We start from the raw sequence: 16,361 nt of genomic DNA on the forward strand, positions 1-16,361 counted from the left end.
TCGCTTACCGCGCTGCGCGTTCTTTTTCGATGAGGAAGTCGGCAACTTGCAACGTACGCTCAGGACCACCGGACGAGCCGAGGTCGAAGCGGTACTTGCCATTGACGATCATCACCGGCACGCCGGTAATCTGATACGCCATGCCGAGCTTCTTCACCTGCTCCACGCGGCTGCGCACGCCGAAGGAGTTGTAGGCTTTGAGGAAGGTTTGCTTGTCGATGCCCTGCCCCGCGAGAAAATCACCCATTTCCTCAGGAGTAGCGAGCTTCTTGCGCTCCTGATGGTAGGCGGCGAACACGGCGTCATGCACCTTCGGTTCTACGCCCATCGACTCCAGCGTAATGAACAACTGCCCGTGAGCATTCCAGATACCGCCGAACATGGCAGGAAGCCGCTTGAACACAACATCGTCGGGGAGCTTCTCAGCCCACGGCTTGATGATCGGCTCGAACTGAAAGCAATGCGGGCAGCCGTACCAGAAAAGCTCGACCACCTCGATCTTGCTTGGCTCGGCAACCGGTACCGGGCTGCTCAGCTCGACATATTCCTTGCCGGCCTGGAACTCTGCTGCCTGGGCTGACAGGCCGAGCAGGCTCGCAGCGGTAAAAACGGCAGTGAGTAGGAAATTGCGCATGAAATACTCCTGTTGACGACGGACCAGTGGCGCAACAGGCTGCAGTAAAACGGCCGGACTCGCCAGCGTTTTTCATGCATCTGCGCCAGAGCCTGACGAAGATAGTGTAGCCAGCTGCAAAAACGCAAAAAGGCGTCGAGGCTTTGGCCCCGACGCCCTTGTGCTCAGACCGCCGACGGTGTCAGTGCAGGCCCTGGATGTAGCTGGACAGCGCTTCGATGTCCTTGTTGCTCAGCTTGGCGGCAACGCCACGCATGATCATTGAGTCGCCGTCGTTGGTGCGATCTCCTTCGCGGAAATCGGTCAACTGCTTGGCCGTGTAAGCGGCATGTTGACCACCCAGCTTGGGGAAACCGGCCAGATCATTGCCGACACCATCGGGAGCATGGCAACCGGTACAGGCAGGCATGCCCTGATCGAGCTTGCCGCCACGGAACAGCTTCTCGCCCTGGGCCGCCAGAGCAGGATCGGCGTAGCCGACGCTTCCCTTCTGGCTGGCATAATAAGCGGCGATATCTTGCAGATCCTGATCGCTCAGCGGATCGAGCATGCCGGTCATTTCAAGCACCTTGCGACCGACGCCTTCCGGCGCACCTGGGGTGCTTCCGGCTTTAATGTCCTGCAGTTGCTTGAGCAGATAACGCTCGCCCTGGCCAGCAAGTTTCGGGAAGTTCGGTGCAGGGCTGTTGCCGTCCGCACCATGGCAGGCGCCACACACTACAACTTTGCCCTGACCAGCTTCGGCGTCTCCAGCCGCGTGGGCCATACCGGTGATGCCAAGGGTCAACAGCAGACTCACGAGTACTTTGTTCATCAGCTAATCCAACTACGGCTAAGGGTTTTAAAGGGAAACTCATGGGCCGCGCACAGCCATCGGCCGGGGCGACGCTCGTTATAGTGGCACGCTGGGCACCCGCATCAGGCGGCGACCACCACCGCACAGCACCCGACTCAAGACTGGATACCACACGCGGCCCAATATCAGGCCAAAGCGCACATAAAAACTGCGGCATTATATACTCCCGTTTCTGAAACGGAAACGAACCATTGCCGCACCTGCGCGCACTCACCGGAACGACCATGCTACCGAAAAACCCGATTCTCGGCCTTTGCCAACAGGCCACCTTCTTGATCAGCGCCGCCAAGGTCGATCAGTGCCCGGCCGATGAAGGTCTCGAAGTAGCCTTCGCCGGCCGCTCTAACGCGGGCAAGTCCAGCGCACTGAATACCCTGACCCACGCCAACCTGGCGCGTACCTCCAAGACGCCGGGTCGTACGCAGTTGCTCAACTTCTTCCGGCTCGACGACGAGCGTCGGCTGGTCGACCTGCCCGGTTACGGCTACGCGAAAGTGCCTATTCCGCTCAAACAGCACTGGCAACGCCACCTGGAAGCCTATCTGGGCAGCCGCGAGAGCCTGGCCGGCGTGTTCCTGATGATGGACATTCGCCATCCGTTGACCGAGTTCGACCGCATGATGCTCGACTGGTCCAACGCCAGTCAGATGCCGTTACATATCCTTCTGACCAAGTCAGACAAATTGGCGTTTGGAGCAGCCAAGACTGCCCTGTTGACCATTCAGCGAGATATTCGCCAGAGATGGGGTGACGAGGTCAGCGTGCAACTGTTCTCCGCACCCAAGCGCCAGGGGATCGAGGAAGCCCAATTGGTGCTGGCGAGCTGGCTGGGGATGCTGGACGAGGCGGCCGAAGAAGAACAAGCGCCTGAGGCATAGGGTGGGTCAGGCGTCGCCGATCCGCCGCAACACTGCGCCGAACCTCCGGCGGATGTGAAAACGACATCCGCCCTACGATGAAAGTCAGAACCAACCGCTAGAGACACTCCGCATCACGCCCCATCGATCACCGACAGGAGCCGGGGACGCCGAGAACGGCGCCCACCTAGCCTCAACGCATTTTCAATCGCGATAGGCATCAACCGGTACGCAGGCGCAGAACAGGTTGCGGTCGCCGTAGACATTGTCCACGCGATTTACCGCCGGCCAATACTTGTGCGCGCGGGCATGCGCGCTCGGCGTCACCGCTTCGGCGATGCTGTACGGCCGATCCCACTCGCCGATCACGTCAGCCAGGGTATGCGGTGCGCGCACCAGTGGATTGTTGTCCGCCGGCCACTCACCACCCTGCACCTTGGCGATCTCCGCGCGGATGCTCAGCATCGCTTCGACGAAGCGATCCAGCTCGGCTTTCGACTCGCTCTCAGTGGGCTCGATCATCAGCGTACCGGGCACCGGGAAAGACATGGTCGGCGCGTGGAAGCCGTAATCCATCAGGCGCTTGGCAACGTCCTCCTCGCTTACACCCGTTTCGGCCTTAAGCGGGCGCAGGTCCAGGATGCACTCGTGGGCAACGCGGCCATTGCGCCCGGCGTAGAGCACCGGGAAGGCGTCGCCCAGGCGCTTGGCCAGGTAGTTGGCACCGAGAATCGCCACTTCGGTGGCGTCGCGCAGCTGCGGCCCCATCATGGCGATGTACATCCAGCTGATCGGCAGAATGCTGGCGCTGCCCCAAGGCGCGGCGCTGACGGCGCCGTTGCCAGGCTGCGGGCCTTCCAGCTCGACCACCGGGTGGTTGGCCACGAACGGCGCCAGGTGTGCCTTGACGCCGATCGGCCCCATGCCCGGACCGCCACCGCCGTGGGGGATGCAGAAAGTCTTGTGCAAGTTCATGTGCGAGACGTCGGCACCGATGTCCGCCGGCCGCGCCAGACCGACCTGGGCGTTGAGGTTGGCGCCATCCATGTACACCTGGCCACCTTGTGCGTGAATCGCAGCGCATATCTCACGCACGCCTTCCTCGTAGACGCCATGGGTCGACGGATAGGTGATCATCAGACAGGACAGTCGGTCACCGGCCTCGGCGGCCTTGCGCTTGAGGTCTTCCAAGTCGACGTTGCCGCCCTTGTCGCATTCGACGATGACCACACGCATGCTGACCATCTGCGCCGACGCCGGGTTGGTGCCATGCGCCGAGGACGGAATCAGGCAGATGTCGCGCTGCCCTTCGCCACGGCTCTCGTGGTACTTGCGGATTGCGACCAGGCCGGCGTACTCGCCCTGCGCCCCAGAGTTGGGCTGCATGCTGATCGCGTCGAAGCCGGTGATCGCGCAGAGCCAGGATTCCAGCTCTTCGATCATCAGCTTGTAGCCCAGCGCCTGACCGCGCGGAACGAACGGATGCAGATTGGCGAACTCGGCCCAGGTGATCGGGATCATCTCGCTGGTTGCGTTGAGCTTCATGGTGCAGGAGCCGAGCGGGATCATCGCCTGGTTCAGCGCCAGATCCTTGTTTTCCAGCTGCTTGAGGTAGCGCAGCATCTCGGTTTCGCTGTGGTGTGTGTTGAACACCGGATGGCTGAGGTAGTTGCTCTGGCGCAGCAACGCCTCGGGGATTCCACCCGGTACCTCGCTGGCATCCAGCGCGGCGATGTCGAGGCCGTGATCAGCGCCGAGGAAGATCGCCAGCAGCTGCTCAACGGTGCGCTCGTCGCAGGTCTCATCGAGGCTGACACCCAGCATGCCGCGACCGAGAATGCGCAGATTGATCTGCGCCGCTTCGGCGCTTTCGATGATCGCGGTCTGCGCGCCACCGACTTCGAGAGTCAGCGTGTCGAAGAAATGCTGATTGAGGCGAACGATGCCCTTCTGCTCCAGGCCGGCAGCGAGGATGGCGGTCAGCCGGTGCACACGCTGAGCAATGCGCTTGAGGCCCTGCGGGCCGTGGTACACGGCGTAGAAACCGGCGATATTGGCTAACAGCACCTGCGCGGTACAGATGTTGGAATTGGCCTTCTCGCGGCGAATGTGCTGTTCGCGGGTCTGCAGCGCCATGCGCAGTGCGGTGTTGCCGCGGGCGTCCTTGGAGACACCGATGATGCGTCCCGGCATGCCGCGCTTGAACTCGTCGCGACTGGCGAAATAGGCCGCATGCGGGCCACCGTAACCCATCGGCACGCCGAAGCGCTGGGTCGAGCCGAGTACCACGTCGGCTCCCAGCTCGCCCGGCGGGGTCAGCAGCAGAAGGCTGAGCAGATCGGCGGCGACGCAGGCCAGCGCCTGCTGGGCGTGCAGCTGTTCGATGGCCGGACGCAGATCGCGAATCTCGCCATGGGTGTCCGGGTACTGCAGCAGCGCGCCGAATACCTCGTGCCCGGCCAGCTCGTCCAGCGTGCCGACCACCAGCTCGAAGCCGAACGCTTCGGCGCGGGTCTGCACAACCGAAAGTGTCTGCGGGTGGCAATTCTCGTCGACGAAGAAGCGATTGCTCTTGCTCTTGGCCATGCGTCGGGCCAGGGTCATGGCCTCGGCCGCTGCGGTCGCCTCATCGAGCAACGAGGCGTTGGCCAGGTCAAGACCGGTGAGGTCGATGATCATCTGCTGATAGTTGAGCAGCGCTTCCAGTCGGCCCTGGGCGATTTCGGGCTGATAGGGGGTGTAGGCGGTGTACCAGCCTGGGTTCTCCAGCACGTTGCGCAGGATTACCGGCGGGGTGATGGTGCCGTGGTAGCCCATGCCGATCAGGCTGGTCCAGAGCTGATTCTGCTCCGCGTAGCCACGCAGCTTGCCCAGCGCGGCCTGCTCGTCCAGCGCAGGCGGCAGGCTCAGCTCGCCCTGCAGACGGATCGCCGGCGGCACGGTTTGCTCGACCAACTGCTCACGACTGGTCAGGCCCAGGGCGTCGAGCATGGCCTGCTGTTCACCCTGATCCGGCCCAAGGTGGCGGCGCAGGAAGGCATCGGATTGCTGGAGTTGGGAAAGGCTCGGCATATACGGCATGGTCGCTACTCTCGGAAAAAACAAAAGCCCCGACAGAGCGGGGCTTTTGCAGATGATGCTTAGGCGTCGGCGTCGCAGGCGGCCTGGTAACCGGCTGCGTCGAGCAGCTTGTCCAGTTCCGATTTGTCGCTCGGCTGCAGGCGGAAGAACCAACTGCCGTAGGGATCGCTATTGACCAGTTCGGGCGAATCGGCCAGCGCCTCGTTGATCGCGATCACCTCGCCGGACACCGGCGCATAGATGTCGGATGCGGCTTTCACCGATTCGACCACGCCGGCTTCCTGGCCGGCATTGAGCTGTCGCCCGACTTCGGGCAGCTCGACATAGACCACATCTCCCAGCGCCTCCTGGGCGTGATCGGAGATACCGACGGTGATGCTGCCGTCCGCTTCGAGACGGGCCCACTCGTGGCTGGCGGCGTAACGCAGATCGCTGGGGATATCGCTCATTATTGTGTCCTCAAGGCTGTTGACAGCAGTCGCGCAAAACAGTCGGTCGAATTTACACCAGTACCTTGCCGTGCCGCACGAATGTCGGCTGCACCACCCGCACCGGATACCACTTGCCACGAATCTCCACTTCCGCGCGCTCGGCGGTCCCGGCCGGCACGCGGGCCAACGCGATGGATTTGCCAAGCGTAGGAGAAAAACTGCCGCTGGTGATTTCGCCGTCACCGATGCCATTCACCCGCACCACTTGGTGGGCGCGCAACACACCGCGCTCTTCCAGCACCAGCCCGACCAGCTTCGGCAGGTCGTCACGCGCCCGCTCCTGCTCCAGAGCGGCACGACCAACGAAGCCGCGCTCGGCCGGTTCCCAGGCCACGGTCCAGCCCATGTTTGCGGCCAATGGCGACACCTCTTCGGTCATATCCTGGCCATACAGGTTCAGGCCGGCCTCCAGCCGCAGCGTGTCGCGTGCCCCGAGACCGATAGGCGAGATACCGGCGCCGACAAGCTCACTGAGAAAATCTGGCGCTTGGTCAGCGGGCAGGATAATTTCCAAACCATCCTCGCCGGTGTAACCGGTACGGCCGATGAACCAGTCGCCATCGGGCATGCCTTGGAACGGCTTGAGCTCACGGACCAATGCCGCACGGGTCTGGTTGAGCAATTCGGCCGTACGAGCCCGTGCGTGAGGACCCTGGATAGCCAGCATGGCCAGCTCTGGCCGCTCCCTCACTTCAACCGCGAACCCATCCGCCTGGGTTTGCATCCACGCCAGGTCTTTCTCCCGGGTGCTGGCATTGACCACCAGGCGATATCCCCAGTCGGTGAGGTAAACGATCAGATCATCGATGACGCCGCCGCGCTCGTTGAGCATCGCGCTATAGAGCGCCCGGCCCGTGCTCTTCAGGCGCGCCACATCGTTGGCCAGCAGGTGCTGCAGATAGGCGGTAGCTTGCTCGCCTGCCACATCGACGACAGTCATGTGTGAGACGTCGAACACTCCGCAGTCACGTCTCACCTGGTGATGTTCTTCTACCTGGGAGCCGTAATGAAGCGGCATGTCCCAGCCACCGAAATCGACCATTTTAGCGCCGAGCGCAAGGTGCTGATCGTATAGGGGAGTACGCTGACCCATGGGTGTCTCCTTCTGGGCAGGTCGCCGAATCGGCATTGGAAAAGCCAGTAAAACTGATCCACGTAGGACCAGCGACTTTCGAATGGCGCGCATTGTAGCCCCAAGGTGGCGACAGGTCACGGCGCATCAGGTGGGAGGAGACTGGAGGTTGCGCGGGCACCAACTGCCGCCAGCCCGCCTCGCTCAGAGCCCTGCCGGAATCGCCTGCGGTCGCTAGCCAAGCCGCCTTGCCGAGCGGCGAATCAGCAGCACGACGGGCAACAGCCCCACCAGCACCAGAGTCAGCGCCGGTAGCGAGGCGCGGGCCCATTCCCCCTCGCTCGTCATCTCGAAAATGCGCACCGCCAGGGTGTCCCAACCGAAAGGACGCATCAGCAGGGTAGCCGGCATCTCCTTGAGAACATCGACGAACACCAAAAGCGCGGCGCTCAAGGTGCCCGGCAGCAGCAACGGCAGGTAGACACGAAAGAACAGCGCCGGGCCACCGACACCCAGGCTGCGTGACGCCTGCGGTAGCGATGGGCGGATCCGCGCCAGAGCGTTCTCCAACGGGCCGAAAGCGACGGCCATGAAACGGATCAGATAAGCCAGCAGCAAGGCCCCGAGGCTACCGAGCAGGATCGGCTTGCCGGCACCGCCAAGCCAGCTGGACAGCGGCATCACCATGTGCCGATCGAGATAGCTGAACGCCAGCATGATCGACACTGCCAGCACTGACCCAGGCAGGGCGTAACCGACGTTGGCCAGGGCCACCGCACTGCGGATCGAACGGACCGGAGCCTGCCGTCGGGCGAATGCCAGCAACAGCGCTACCGTCACGGTGATCAGCGCAGCCATGCCGCCGAGATATAGGGTGTGCAGGATCAACCCTGCGTACCGATCGTCGAGGTCGAAGCGACCGCGTTGCCAGAGCCAGGCGAGCAACTGCAGTACCGGAATGACGAACGCGCAAATGAACACCAGTCCGCACCAGGCACTCGCCGCAAAGGCCTTCATACCCGTCAGCCGGTAGAGCGCTGCGGATCGTGCACGCTCGTTCGCGGGCCGCGCCGCACCGCGTGCACGGCGCTCGCCGTAGAGCACCAGCATCACGGCAAGCAGCAGCAGACTGGCCAGCTGGGTAGCACTGGTGAGACTGAAGAAGCCGTACCAGGTTTTGTAGATGGCGGTGGTGAAGGTATCGAAGTTGAACACCGACACCGCACCGAAATCAGCCAAGGTTTCCATCATCGCCAAGGCCAGGCCGGCGCCGATGGCCGGGCGAGCCATTGGCAACGCCACCCGCCAGAACGCCTGCCACGGCGACTGCCCGAGCACCCGCGCCGCCTCCATTAGCCCTTTGCCCTGAGCGAGAAACGCCGAGCGCGCCAGCAAATAGACATAGGGATAGAACACCAGCACCAGCACCGCGATGACGCCACCGGTCGAACGCACCCGTGGAAAGCGGACACCGCTGCCGAACCACTCGCGCGCCAGACTCTGCACCGGCCCCGAGAAATCCAGCAAACCGATGAAAACGAACGCCAGCACGTAGGCGGGAATTGCAAAAGGCAGCATCAGCGCCCAGTCCAGCCATCGACGGCCGGGAAACTCACACAGCGCCGTCAGCCAGGCAAGACTGACACCGAGCACGACCACTCCGGTGCCCACGCCCAGCACCAGCGTCAACGTATTGCCGAGCAGCCGAGGCATCTGCGTATCCCACAGATGTGCCCAGATTTCGTGGTCGATGGTGCCCCAGCTGAACAGCAGAATACTCAGCGGCAACAACACCAGTGCGGCAACAGCGAAGGTGATGGGATACCAGCGGCGCTCGACAGGATGGGACACTCAAGCCTCGACAGCAAAAAAGACAACGCCCCGGACCAGGCCGGGGCGCCGAGTATAACCGCAGCGGCGAACGTCCCGGCTGAGCCGTACGCTACCGCTGAAGCGCGCGCGGACGGATCAGTTCCAGCCGACGCGATCCATCATCTTGATGGCTTCGGCCTGGCGCTTGCCAGCCACTTCCACGGGAATGGTATCGGCCTTGAACTCGCCCCAGGTCGCCACTTCGGCAGAAGGCTTCACGCTCGGATTGGCCGGGAACTCCATGTTCGCATCAGCGAAGATGTTCTGCGCCTCGGCGCTGGTCATCCACTCCACTAGTTTGCGTGCGGCATCCGGGTTCGGCGCGTGCTTGGTCAAGCCGATACCGGACAGGTTCACATGCACGCCGCGGTCTTGCTGGTTCGGCCAGAACAGCTTGGGCTTGAGCTGCGGATTCTGCGCGTGCAGACGACCGTAGTAGTAGGTGTTGACGATGCCGACATCACACTGGCCGGCGTCGACTGCCATGACCACGGAATTGTCATCGGCAAACACATCGGTGGCGAGGTTGTTTACCCAGCCCTTGAGAATCTGCTCGGTCTTCTCGGCGCCATGGGTCTCGATCATCGTCGCAGTCAGCGACTGGTTGTAGACCTTCTTGCTGGTGCGCAGGCACAGGCGGCCTTCCCAGTTCTTGTCAGCCAGAGCCTCATAAGTAGTCAGCTCACCATCCTTGACCCGCTCCGGCGAATAGACGATGGTCCGGGCCCGCAGCGACAGGCCGGTCCAAGCGTCGCTGGAAGAGCGGTACTGCGCCGGGATGTTGTCCTTGACCAACTGGGAATTCAGCGGCTGCAGGATGCCCATTTCTTCAGCTTGCCAAAGATTGCCGCCATCGACCGTCAACAGCAGGTCCGCTGGGGTGTTCGCGCCCTCGGCCTTGATGCGGGCCATCAGCGGTGCTTCTTTATCGGTGATGAACTTGATCGCCACACCGGTTTTCTTGGTGTAGGCGTCGAATACCGGCTTGATCAGCTCGTCGATGCGCGAGGAGTAAACCACTACTTCGTTGGCAGCCTGGACAGCACCCGACAGCGCCGTGAGCGCCAGAGCGGCGAGTAAACCTTTGCTTGCCTGCATGGAACAGCCTCTTGGTGAGTTGAAACAGAGGCTGAATAGTAGTGAATGTTATTTACCTTCTCAATGCGACAATTCGTGCAGGTAACCTTTTGTAAATATCAAACTGATATCAGGGCTTGGCCAGCTCCGGCAAATCACCGCTCAAGCCCAAGGCCTGACGCACGAAAAGTGCCTTCGCTTCGGGCAGCGCCTGAACTGCCTTCAAGCCGGTGTTGCGCAACCAGCGCAGTGGCAGTGGGTCGGCCTGGAACAGCCGTTCGAAGCCTTCCATGGCAGCCATCATCGCCAGATTATGTGGCATACGCCGGCGCTCGAAGCGGCTCAGCACCTGCACATCGGCCACCCGCTCGCCGCGAGCGATCGCAGCCTTGAGCACTTCCGCGAGCACGGCGGCGTCCAGCAGCCCGAGGTTCACGCCCTGCCCCGCCAAAGGATGAATGGTGTGCGCCGCATCGCCAATCAGCGCCAGCCCTGGCTGTACGTAACGCTTGGCGTGGCGTTGCCGCAGCGGGATGCACAGTCGCGGATCGGCTTCGAGCACCTCGCCCAGGCGCTGCTCGAAGGCGCGCCCAAGCGCCGCACGGAACGCCGCGTCATCCAACGCCATTAGCCGCTTGGCTTCAGCCTCGGTGACCGACCAGACGATCGAGCACCAGTGTTGGTCGCCATCGCGCTCGAGCGGCAAGAACGCCAGCGGGCCATCATCGGTGAAGCGCTGCCAGGCTGTGCGCTGGTGCGGCTCGCTGCAACGCACGCTGGTGACGATGGCCTGGTGCAGATAATCCCACTCGCGGGTTTCACAGCCCGCCAGGCGGCGTATCGCTGAATTGGCGCCATCTGCCGCAATCAGCAAGGGCGTATGCAGCTCCCGGCCGTCGACCAGCGTTAGCTGCCAGCCCTCGGGCGTGTGGGCCAGCTGCTCGACGCGCGCCTCACCGATCAGCTGCAGCCCGCCACGGCGCTGCATCGCCTCCAGCAGCGCATCCTGCACCACGCGGTTTTCGACGATGTGCCCGAGCACCTCGGCATGCACCGTTTCAGCGGAAAAATGAATCTGCCCGGTGCCCGAGCCATCCCATACACGCATGTCGGTGTATGGGCTCGCGCGCCGCTCGGCAATGCCCGACCAGGCGCCGACACGTTGCAGGATTCGCTCGCTGGCAGCGGACAGTGCACTTACCCGCGGCTCGAAGCTGCCCTGTGGGTCAAAGGCAGCGACGTCGAGCGAGCTCGCATCGAGCACGACGATATTCAGTCCGCAACCTTCGAGGGCTAAGGCCAGCGTACTGCCAACCATACCGGCGCCAACGATGATCAGATCCGCTTGCATCACTTCTCTCCTGGCTGCCGCGCCCGCGGCTTGAGTCGTATATATAGAGTCTTCTGCACCCGAGCCACCAGCGTCCCTTCGCCGTCCCGCACTTCGACATGCATTCTGGGCAGATACTTGCCGCCGTCGGCCGTGCGCGCGCGGATCTCATCTAGCAGTTTGTCGCTGATGGTGAATTCGGCATAGACCGCGCCACGCCCAGGGCGGATGAATTCTATGTTGGCCGCTTTATCCCAGACGATGTAGTCGCGCCCAAGATTCTCCATCAGCATCAGTACGAAGAACGGGTCGACCATGGAATACAGCGAACCACCGAACTGAGTACCGACATAGTTGCGGTTGTACCAGCGCAACACCATCTTGACCCGAATCAGGCGCAGATCGGCGCTGAGGTGCCGCACCCGCACACCCGCGCCGATGTACGGCGGATAGAAATTCAACGCCCAGCGAAGAAACCACGCCTTGCGCGCCAATCGCGAGCCACTCATGCAGGGTCCTTTGGCGGCGGCCTTTCAGCCAGCACGAGTGCCAAGGCCCATGGCCTGGCGCGCGAACCAGCGCTTGGCGACGGGCGTCACGTCCAGGCCAAGCAATCCAAGATTGCGTCCGGCCGCGACTAGTCGACCGGAGTCACCAAACAGTCGGGTGACCTGATCGGAGAAGCCGACAGTCATGCGCTGATCAAAGCGCTGCCGGCGAGCGTACTCCTGCAACACCGCCAGGTCGCCCAGCATTGCATCGTTGCTCAGTAAGGCGACGCTAAGCGCATCCACATCGCGCAGCGACAGGTTGTAGCCCTGGCCAGCGATCGGGTGCAGGCTGTGCGCCGCGTTGCCCAGCACCACCAGACCGGAGCGGACTTGCTCCTCGGCCTCGATCAGCGTCAACGGATACAGATGGCGGGCACCAACCTGTTGCAAAGCGCCCAGGCGGTAGCCAAAGGCTTCCTGCAGCTCGGCAAGAAAGACCGCCTCATGCGCCTGCGCCAGATGTGCAGCGTCGGCCTGGGAGCGCGTCCAGACCAACGCACAACGATCATCCTTCAGCGGCAGCAGCGCCATCGGACCATCTTCGGTGAAGCGTTCGAAGGCCAGCCCGTTGTGCGGCTTACCCGGGGTGATATTGGCGATCAGCGCGGTTTGGTCATAGGGCCGTCGCGACACGTGGATTCCGAGTTGCTCACGCAAACCGGAGCGGCCACCATCGGCCAGCACGGTCAGGTCGCACTCCAGGCGCTGACCGTCAGTGAAGCTCAGCCGATAGCCGGTAGCGCAGGGTTCCAGTCGCTCGACCTCGGCTGGGCAGTGGCGAATCACCACCTCGTCATCCAGCGCCTGCCACAGGCAATGCCCGATCCAGGCGTTCTCTACGACATAGCCCAGCGCCTCGACGCCTTCGGCAGTGCAATCGAGCCGCGCAGCACCGAAGCGGCCACGCTCGGATACATGGATGCGCAGGATCGGCTCTGCACGCTCGGCAATCCGTTCCCACAAGCCAAGACGCTGATAGATCAGCCGGGTGCCGTAGGATAACGCCGTTGAGCGCGCATCATAGCTTGGCTGGTATTCGTGGCCCGGCTCAAACGGCTCGATCAGGTGAATCTGCCAGCCACGCGCACGCGCGCCATCCTGCAGGGCCAACGCAAGACTGGCGCCGACCAACCCACCACCGATGATCGCCAGGCTTTGCATGTCAGGCGACCTGCTCGCGAGTGGCGGCCATCAGGGCCTCGATCTCGGCGACGCTTTTCGGCACACCGCCGGTAAGAATTTCGCAACCGGTACGGGTGACCACTACATCGTCCTCGATGCGCACGCCAATGCCGCGCCACTTCTTCGCCACGTTCTGATTGTCCACGGCGATATAGATGCCCGGCTCGACGGTCATCGCCATGCCCGGCTCGAGCACGCGCCACTCGCCACCGATCTTGTAATCCCCGACGTCGTGCACATCCATGCCAAGCCAGTGGCCGGCGCGGTGCATGTAGAACGCCTTGTAGGCTTCGCTGGCGATCAGCTCGTCGACTTCACCTTGCAACAGCCCCAGCTCCACCAGCCCTGCGGTGATAACCCGGACCGTGGCCTCGTGCGCCTCGTTCCAGTGCCTGCCAGGTGCGATGTGCTTGAAGGCCTCTTCATTGGCGGCCAGCACCAGTTCGTAAATGGCCTTCTGCTCGGGTGAGAAGCGTCCGTTGACCGGGAAGGTGCGGGTGATGTCGCTGGCGTAGCAATCGATCTCGCAACCGGCATCGATCAGCACCAGATCGCCATCTTTCAACGGCGCATCGTTTTCACGGTAGTGCAGGATGCAGGCGTTGCGCCCCGCGGCGACGATCGAGCCGTAAGCCGGCATTTTCGCGCCGCCCTTGCGGAACTCGTAATCCAGTTCGGCTTCCAGGTGGTATTCGAACAGGCCGGAACGGCTGGCCTGCATGGCGCGAATGTGCGCACGGGCGGAAATCTCTGCCGCGTGCTTCATCACCTTCACCTCGTTGCCCGACTTGAACAGGCGCATGTCGTGCAGCAGGTGATCGAGCGCGACGAATTCGCTGGGCGGCTGTGCGCCCTGGCGGGCCTTGGCGCGGATGGTCTTGATCCACTCCATCAGTCGATGATCGAAAGCTTCGTTAGTACCAATGGCGTAGTACACACGATCCCGGCCCTCGATCAGCCCAGGGAGAATGTCGTCGATGTCTCCGATGGGAAACGCATCGTCGGCACCGTATTCCTTGATGGCGCCATCCTGCCCGGCGCGCAGGCCATCCCAAAGTTCGCGCTCAGGGTCACGCTCACGGCAGAACAGGACGTATTCGCCGTGCTCGCGACCGGGAATCAGCGCGATCACCGCCTCCGGCTCGGGAAAGCCGCAGAGGTACTGGAAGTCACTGTCCTGACGGTAGACATGCTCGACATCGCGGTTGCGGATGTACATCGGCGCGGCCGGCAGAATGGCGATGCTGTTGGGTTCCATCTGCTCCATCAGCGCCTTGCGCCGACGGGCGTATTCCGATTTCGGGATGCGAGTCATGGGCGGAGAGCTTTCCTCAATGCAGGGAGGGTTTAGGCGCGGCAGGTATCGGCTTGGCGCACTCGGTGAACAGCAACAGTGGCGCTACACGCAGATATTCCATCACCTCCATGTAATCGGTCTCGCCGTCCTCAGACTCTTCCAGCGAATCCTGAATCAGCGCGATGGCGGAGAGATCCTGCAACACTTCCATGGATTCGCTGCTCAGTGCGCGGTCACCGGCGGTCAGGCCGAAGCCGGCGAGAAAGCCCTGGCACCATTGGCCCAGCGCAATGGCGCGCTCGCTCAATGGCGCGTCGTCGCTGGGTAGCAACAGGACGACGGCAATGTCGTCCCCGGCGAGCTCGCCTTTGACCATCTCCTGCAGGCCAATCAATGCCTGACGTATATTGTCCTGCGGCGGTTCGCCGAGCAGGTCTGAAGCGTCGATCAGCCAAGGCTCAACATCGAAGCCGGCGCCGGCGCAACTGCGCCCGAGCAGCAGGCCGTGCAACTCGGCGGGGGAAACGGTTTGCGGGGTGCCTGCCAGAAGTGTGGCAAAAGCGGCATACGGGGAATTCTGAATGGACATGGCGGCTAGGCGCACGGTGGCGCAATGACTAGAATGAAGGCTTCGTATCCTAGCACCGGCGGCCGCGACAAGACCATCGAAGCCCCCGGGCATCGCCTCCGTCTTCACAGTGCCTCAACAGGAATCCCATGGAAGACGCCGATCTGAAAGCGCTGACCACCAAACTGGAGCAGCTGATTCAGCGTATCGAGCAGCTCAAGGCGCAGAACCATTTGCTGCTGGCCAACGAGCGAAGCTGGCGTGAAGAGCGCGCTCATCTGATCGAAAAGAACGAAATGGCCCGTTTGAAGGTCGAATCGATGATTTCGCGCCTGAAAGCCCTGGAGCAGGACTCATGACCCAGCCGAACACCGTTACCGTACACATCATGGACAAGGAATATTGCATCGCCTGTCCGTCAGAGGAACGCAGCAATCTGGAAGGCGCGGCCCGCTACCTGGACCGCAAGATGCGCGAGATCCGCAGCAGCGGAAAAGTCATCGGTGCCGATCGTGTTGCGGTGATGGCAGCGCTGAACATCACCCACGAACTGCTGCACAAGCATGATCGCCTGGATGCCGAGGCAAATAGCGCCCGCGAACACGTGCGCATGCTGCTTGAGCGAGTCGACAGTGCCCTGGCCACCGATCCAAACCCATCCAGCAACTGATGAACGGTTCGCATATTGAGGTATAATCCGCCCAACTCCCTGGCATGTTCGCCAGTCGGCGATGACCCTCTCCCGATAAGCAACACAATGGAGGCTACACGTGGTGCCGGTGTGCATGTCCGCCTGACGGAAAGCCTTAAGGTACTCTGTAGTCGCCACCTTGAACTCTCGGGTTCAAGGGCCTACGCTGGCAGCGGCATGCTGGGGAGCCATTTCAGATGATCGTAGCCGAGGGCCTGACACGGCCAGCGCTACGTCGCAAGCTGCGCCAAGCCAGGCGCCAGCTCACCCCCGCCCAGCAACGCCTGGCGGCGCGCCATCTTTATCGGCATCTGGCTCATCACCCCGTGTTTCGTCGTGCTCGGCATATCGCTCTGTATCTGCCCAACGATGGCGAAATAGATCCGCGCCCGCTCCTGCGTGCTGCTCAGCGCTGCGGTAAAGCGACTTATCTTCCAGTACTGAACCCCTGGCCGCGCACGCGCATGGTATTCCAGCGCATTGAGCCGGGAGAAAAACTGCGCCGAAACCGGTTCGGCATTTTCGAACCAGTCATCCGTAGCGCCCGGCAACGCCAGGTCTGGACGCTCGATCTGCTGCTGATGCCGCTGGTGGGCTTCGATGGCAATGGGGGGCGGCTGGGCATGGGCGGCGGCTTCTATGATCGCAGCCTGGCGTATCGCGCCATGCGCAAAAAAAGTCACAAACCGACACTATTGGGACTGGCTCACGAGTGTCAGAGAGTTGATCGACTGCCGCTGGAAAGCTGGGATGTACCGCTTCAGGGTACGGTTACGGACCGAGGCTGGAACATCGGATAATT

General features: G+C 62.4%; 16 protein-coding genes and 1 other RNA gene. 5 read left to right on the forward strand and 12 right to left on the reverse strand.

Annotated elements, in window-relative coordinates:
• Positions 1 to 4: 4 nt before the first annotated feature.
• Entirely contained in the window at positions 5 to 634 is a 630-nt protein-coding gene (locus CXK91_RS16075) for a thiol:disulfide interchange protein DsbA/DsbL (RefSeq protein WP_103457114.1), read from the reverse strand.
• 181 nt (positions 635 to 815) lie between these two features.
• A complete protein-coding gene (locus CXK91_RS16080) occupies positions 816 to 1,448 on the reverse strand; it encodes a c-type cytochrome (RefSeq protein WP_103457115.1) in 633 nt (210 codons plus the stop codon).
• 266 nt (positions 1,449 to 1,714) lie between these two features.
• Between CXK91_RS16080 and yihA the strand changes: the two genes are divergently transcribed.
• A complete protein-coding gene (gene yihA, locus CXK91_RS16085) occupies positions 1,715 to 2,368 on the forward strand; it encodes a ribosome biogenesis GTP-binding protein YihA/YsxC (protein ID WP_103457116.1) in 654 nt (217 codons plus the stop codon).
• Positions 2,369 to 2,551: 183 nt separating this feature from the next.
• Here the strand turns inward: yihA and gcvP are convergent, their stop codons facing one another.
• The 10 genes from gcvP to CXK91_RS16135 form a co-directional block, all read right to left on the reverse strand.
• A complete protein-coding gene (gene gcvP, locus CXK91_RS16090) occupies positions 2,552 to 5,428 on the reverse strand; it encodes an aminomethyl-transferring glycine dehydrogenase (protein WP_103457117.1) in 2,877 nt (958 codons plus the stop codon).
• A gap of 59 nt (positions 5,429 to 5,487) precedes the next feature.
• Positions 5,488 to 5,877 carry a glycine cleavage system protein GcvH gene (gcvH, locus tag CXK91_RS16095; RefSeq protein WP_103457118.1) on the reverse strand — a complete coding sequence of 130 codons (390 nt, stop codon included), beginning with the start codon at positions 5,875 to 5,877 and terminating at the stop codon, positions 5,488 to 5,490.
• A 52-nt stretch (positions 5,878 to 5,929) separates the two neighbouring features.
• Positions 5,930 to 7,012, reverse strand: a complete 1,083-nt coding sequence (gene gcvT, locus CXK91_RS16100) for a glycine cleavage system aminomethyltransferase GcvT (protein ID WP_103457119.1) — start codon at positions 7,010 to 7,012, stop codon at positions 5,930 to 5,932.
• A gap of 213 nt (positions 7,013 to 7,225) precedes the next feature.
• Complete coding sequence (locus tag CXK91_RS16105; protein ID WP_103457120.1) at positions 7,226 to 8,842, reverse strand: ABC transporter permease; 1,617 nt, start codon at positions 8,840 to 8,842, stop codon at positions 7,226 to 7,228.
• A 117-nt stretch (positions 8,843 to 8,959) separates the two neighbouring features.
• Entirely contained in the window at positions 8,960 to 9,961 is a 1,002-nt protein-coding gene (locus CXK91_RS16110; protein ID WP_103457121.1) for an extracellular solute-binding protein, read from the reverse strand.
• 109 nt (positions 9,962 to 10,070) lie between these two features.
• Positions 10,071 to 11,291 (reverse strand): 2-octaprenyl-3-methyl-6-methoxy-1,4-benzoquinol hydroxylase, encoded by a 1,221-nt coding sequence (locus CXK91_RS16115; protein ID WP_103457122.1) that lies wholly within the window; start codon positions 11,289 to 11,291, stop codon positions 10,071 to 10,073.
• The gene (locus tag CXK91_RS16120; RefSeq protein ID WP_103457123.1) at positions 11,291 to 11,779 is read right to left on the reverse strand and encodes a DUF4442 domain-containing protein; all 489 of its coding nucleotides are present in this window, start codon (positions 11,777 to 11,779) and stop codon (positions 11,291 to 11,293) included. The genes CXK91_RS16115 and CXK91_RS16120 overlap by 1 nt, the downstream gene beginning before the upstream one ends.
• 24 nt (positions 11,780 to 11,803) lie before the next feature.
• Complete coding sequence (ubiH, locus tag CXK91_RS16125) at positions 11,804 to 12,982, reverse strand: 2-octaprenyl-6-methoxyphenyl hydroxylase (protein ID WP_103457124.1); 1,179 nt, start codon at positions 12,980 to 12,982, stop codon at positions 11,804 to 11,806.
• Between the two features lies 1 nt (position 12,983).
• On the reverse strand, positions 12,984 to 14,318 hold the full coding sequence (gene pepP, locus CXK91_RS16130) for a Xaa-Pro aminopeptidase (RefSeq protein ID WP_103457125.1): 1,335 nt from the start codon (positions 14,316 to 14,318) through the stop codon (positions 12,984 to 12,986).
• A gap of 16 nt (positions 14,319 to 14,334) precedes the next feature.
• Positions 14,335 to 14,889 carry a YecA family protein gene (locus CXK91_RS16135; protein ID WP_103457181.1) on the reverse strand — a complete coding sequence of 185 codons (555 nt, stop codon included), beginning with the start codon at positions 14,887 to 14,889 and terminating at the stop codon, positions 14,335 to 14,337.
• Between the two features lie 128 nt (positions 14,890 to 15,017).
• Here CXK91_RS16135 and CXK91_RS16140 point away from each other — a divergent pair, with 128 nt between their 5' ends.
• The 4 genes from CXK91_RS16140 (at position 15,018) to CXK91_RS16155 (ending at position 16,359) form a co-directional block, all read left to right on the forward strand.
• Entirely contained in the window at positions 15,018 to 15,227 is a 210-nt protein-coding gene (locus tag CXK91_RS16140; RefSeq protein ID WP_003282863.1) for a TIGR02449 family protein, read from the forward strand.
• Complete coding sequence (locus CXK91_RS16145) at positions 15,224 to 15,538, forward strand: cell division protein ZapA (protein WP_103457126.1); 315 nt, start codon at positions 15,224 to 15,226, stop codon at positions 15,536 to 15,538. Before CXK91_RS16140 ends, CXK91_RS16145 begins: the two co-directional genes overlap by 4 nt.
• A gap of 33 nt (positions 15,539 to 15,571) precedes the next feature.
• A non-coding RNA gene (ssrS, locus tag CXK91_RS16150) (6S RNA) lies at positions 15,572 to 15,750 on the forward strand.
• Positions 15,751 to 15,756: 6 nt separating this feature from the next.
• Complete coding sequence (locus CXK91_RS16155; RefSeq protein WP_103457127.1) at positions 15,757 to 16,359, forward strand: 5-formyltetrahydrofolate cyclo-ligase; 603 nt, start codon at positions 15,757 to 15,759, stop codon at positions 16,357 to 16,359.
• Positions 16,360 to 16,361 lie beyond the last annotated feature (2 nt).

The sequence above is a fragment of the Stutzerimonas stutzeri genome (genome assembly GCF_002909485.1).
Taxonomy (GTDB): Bacteria; Pseudomonadota; Gammaproteobacteria; order Pseudomonadales; family Pseudomonadaceae; genus Stutzerimonas; species Stutzerimonas stutzeri_AH.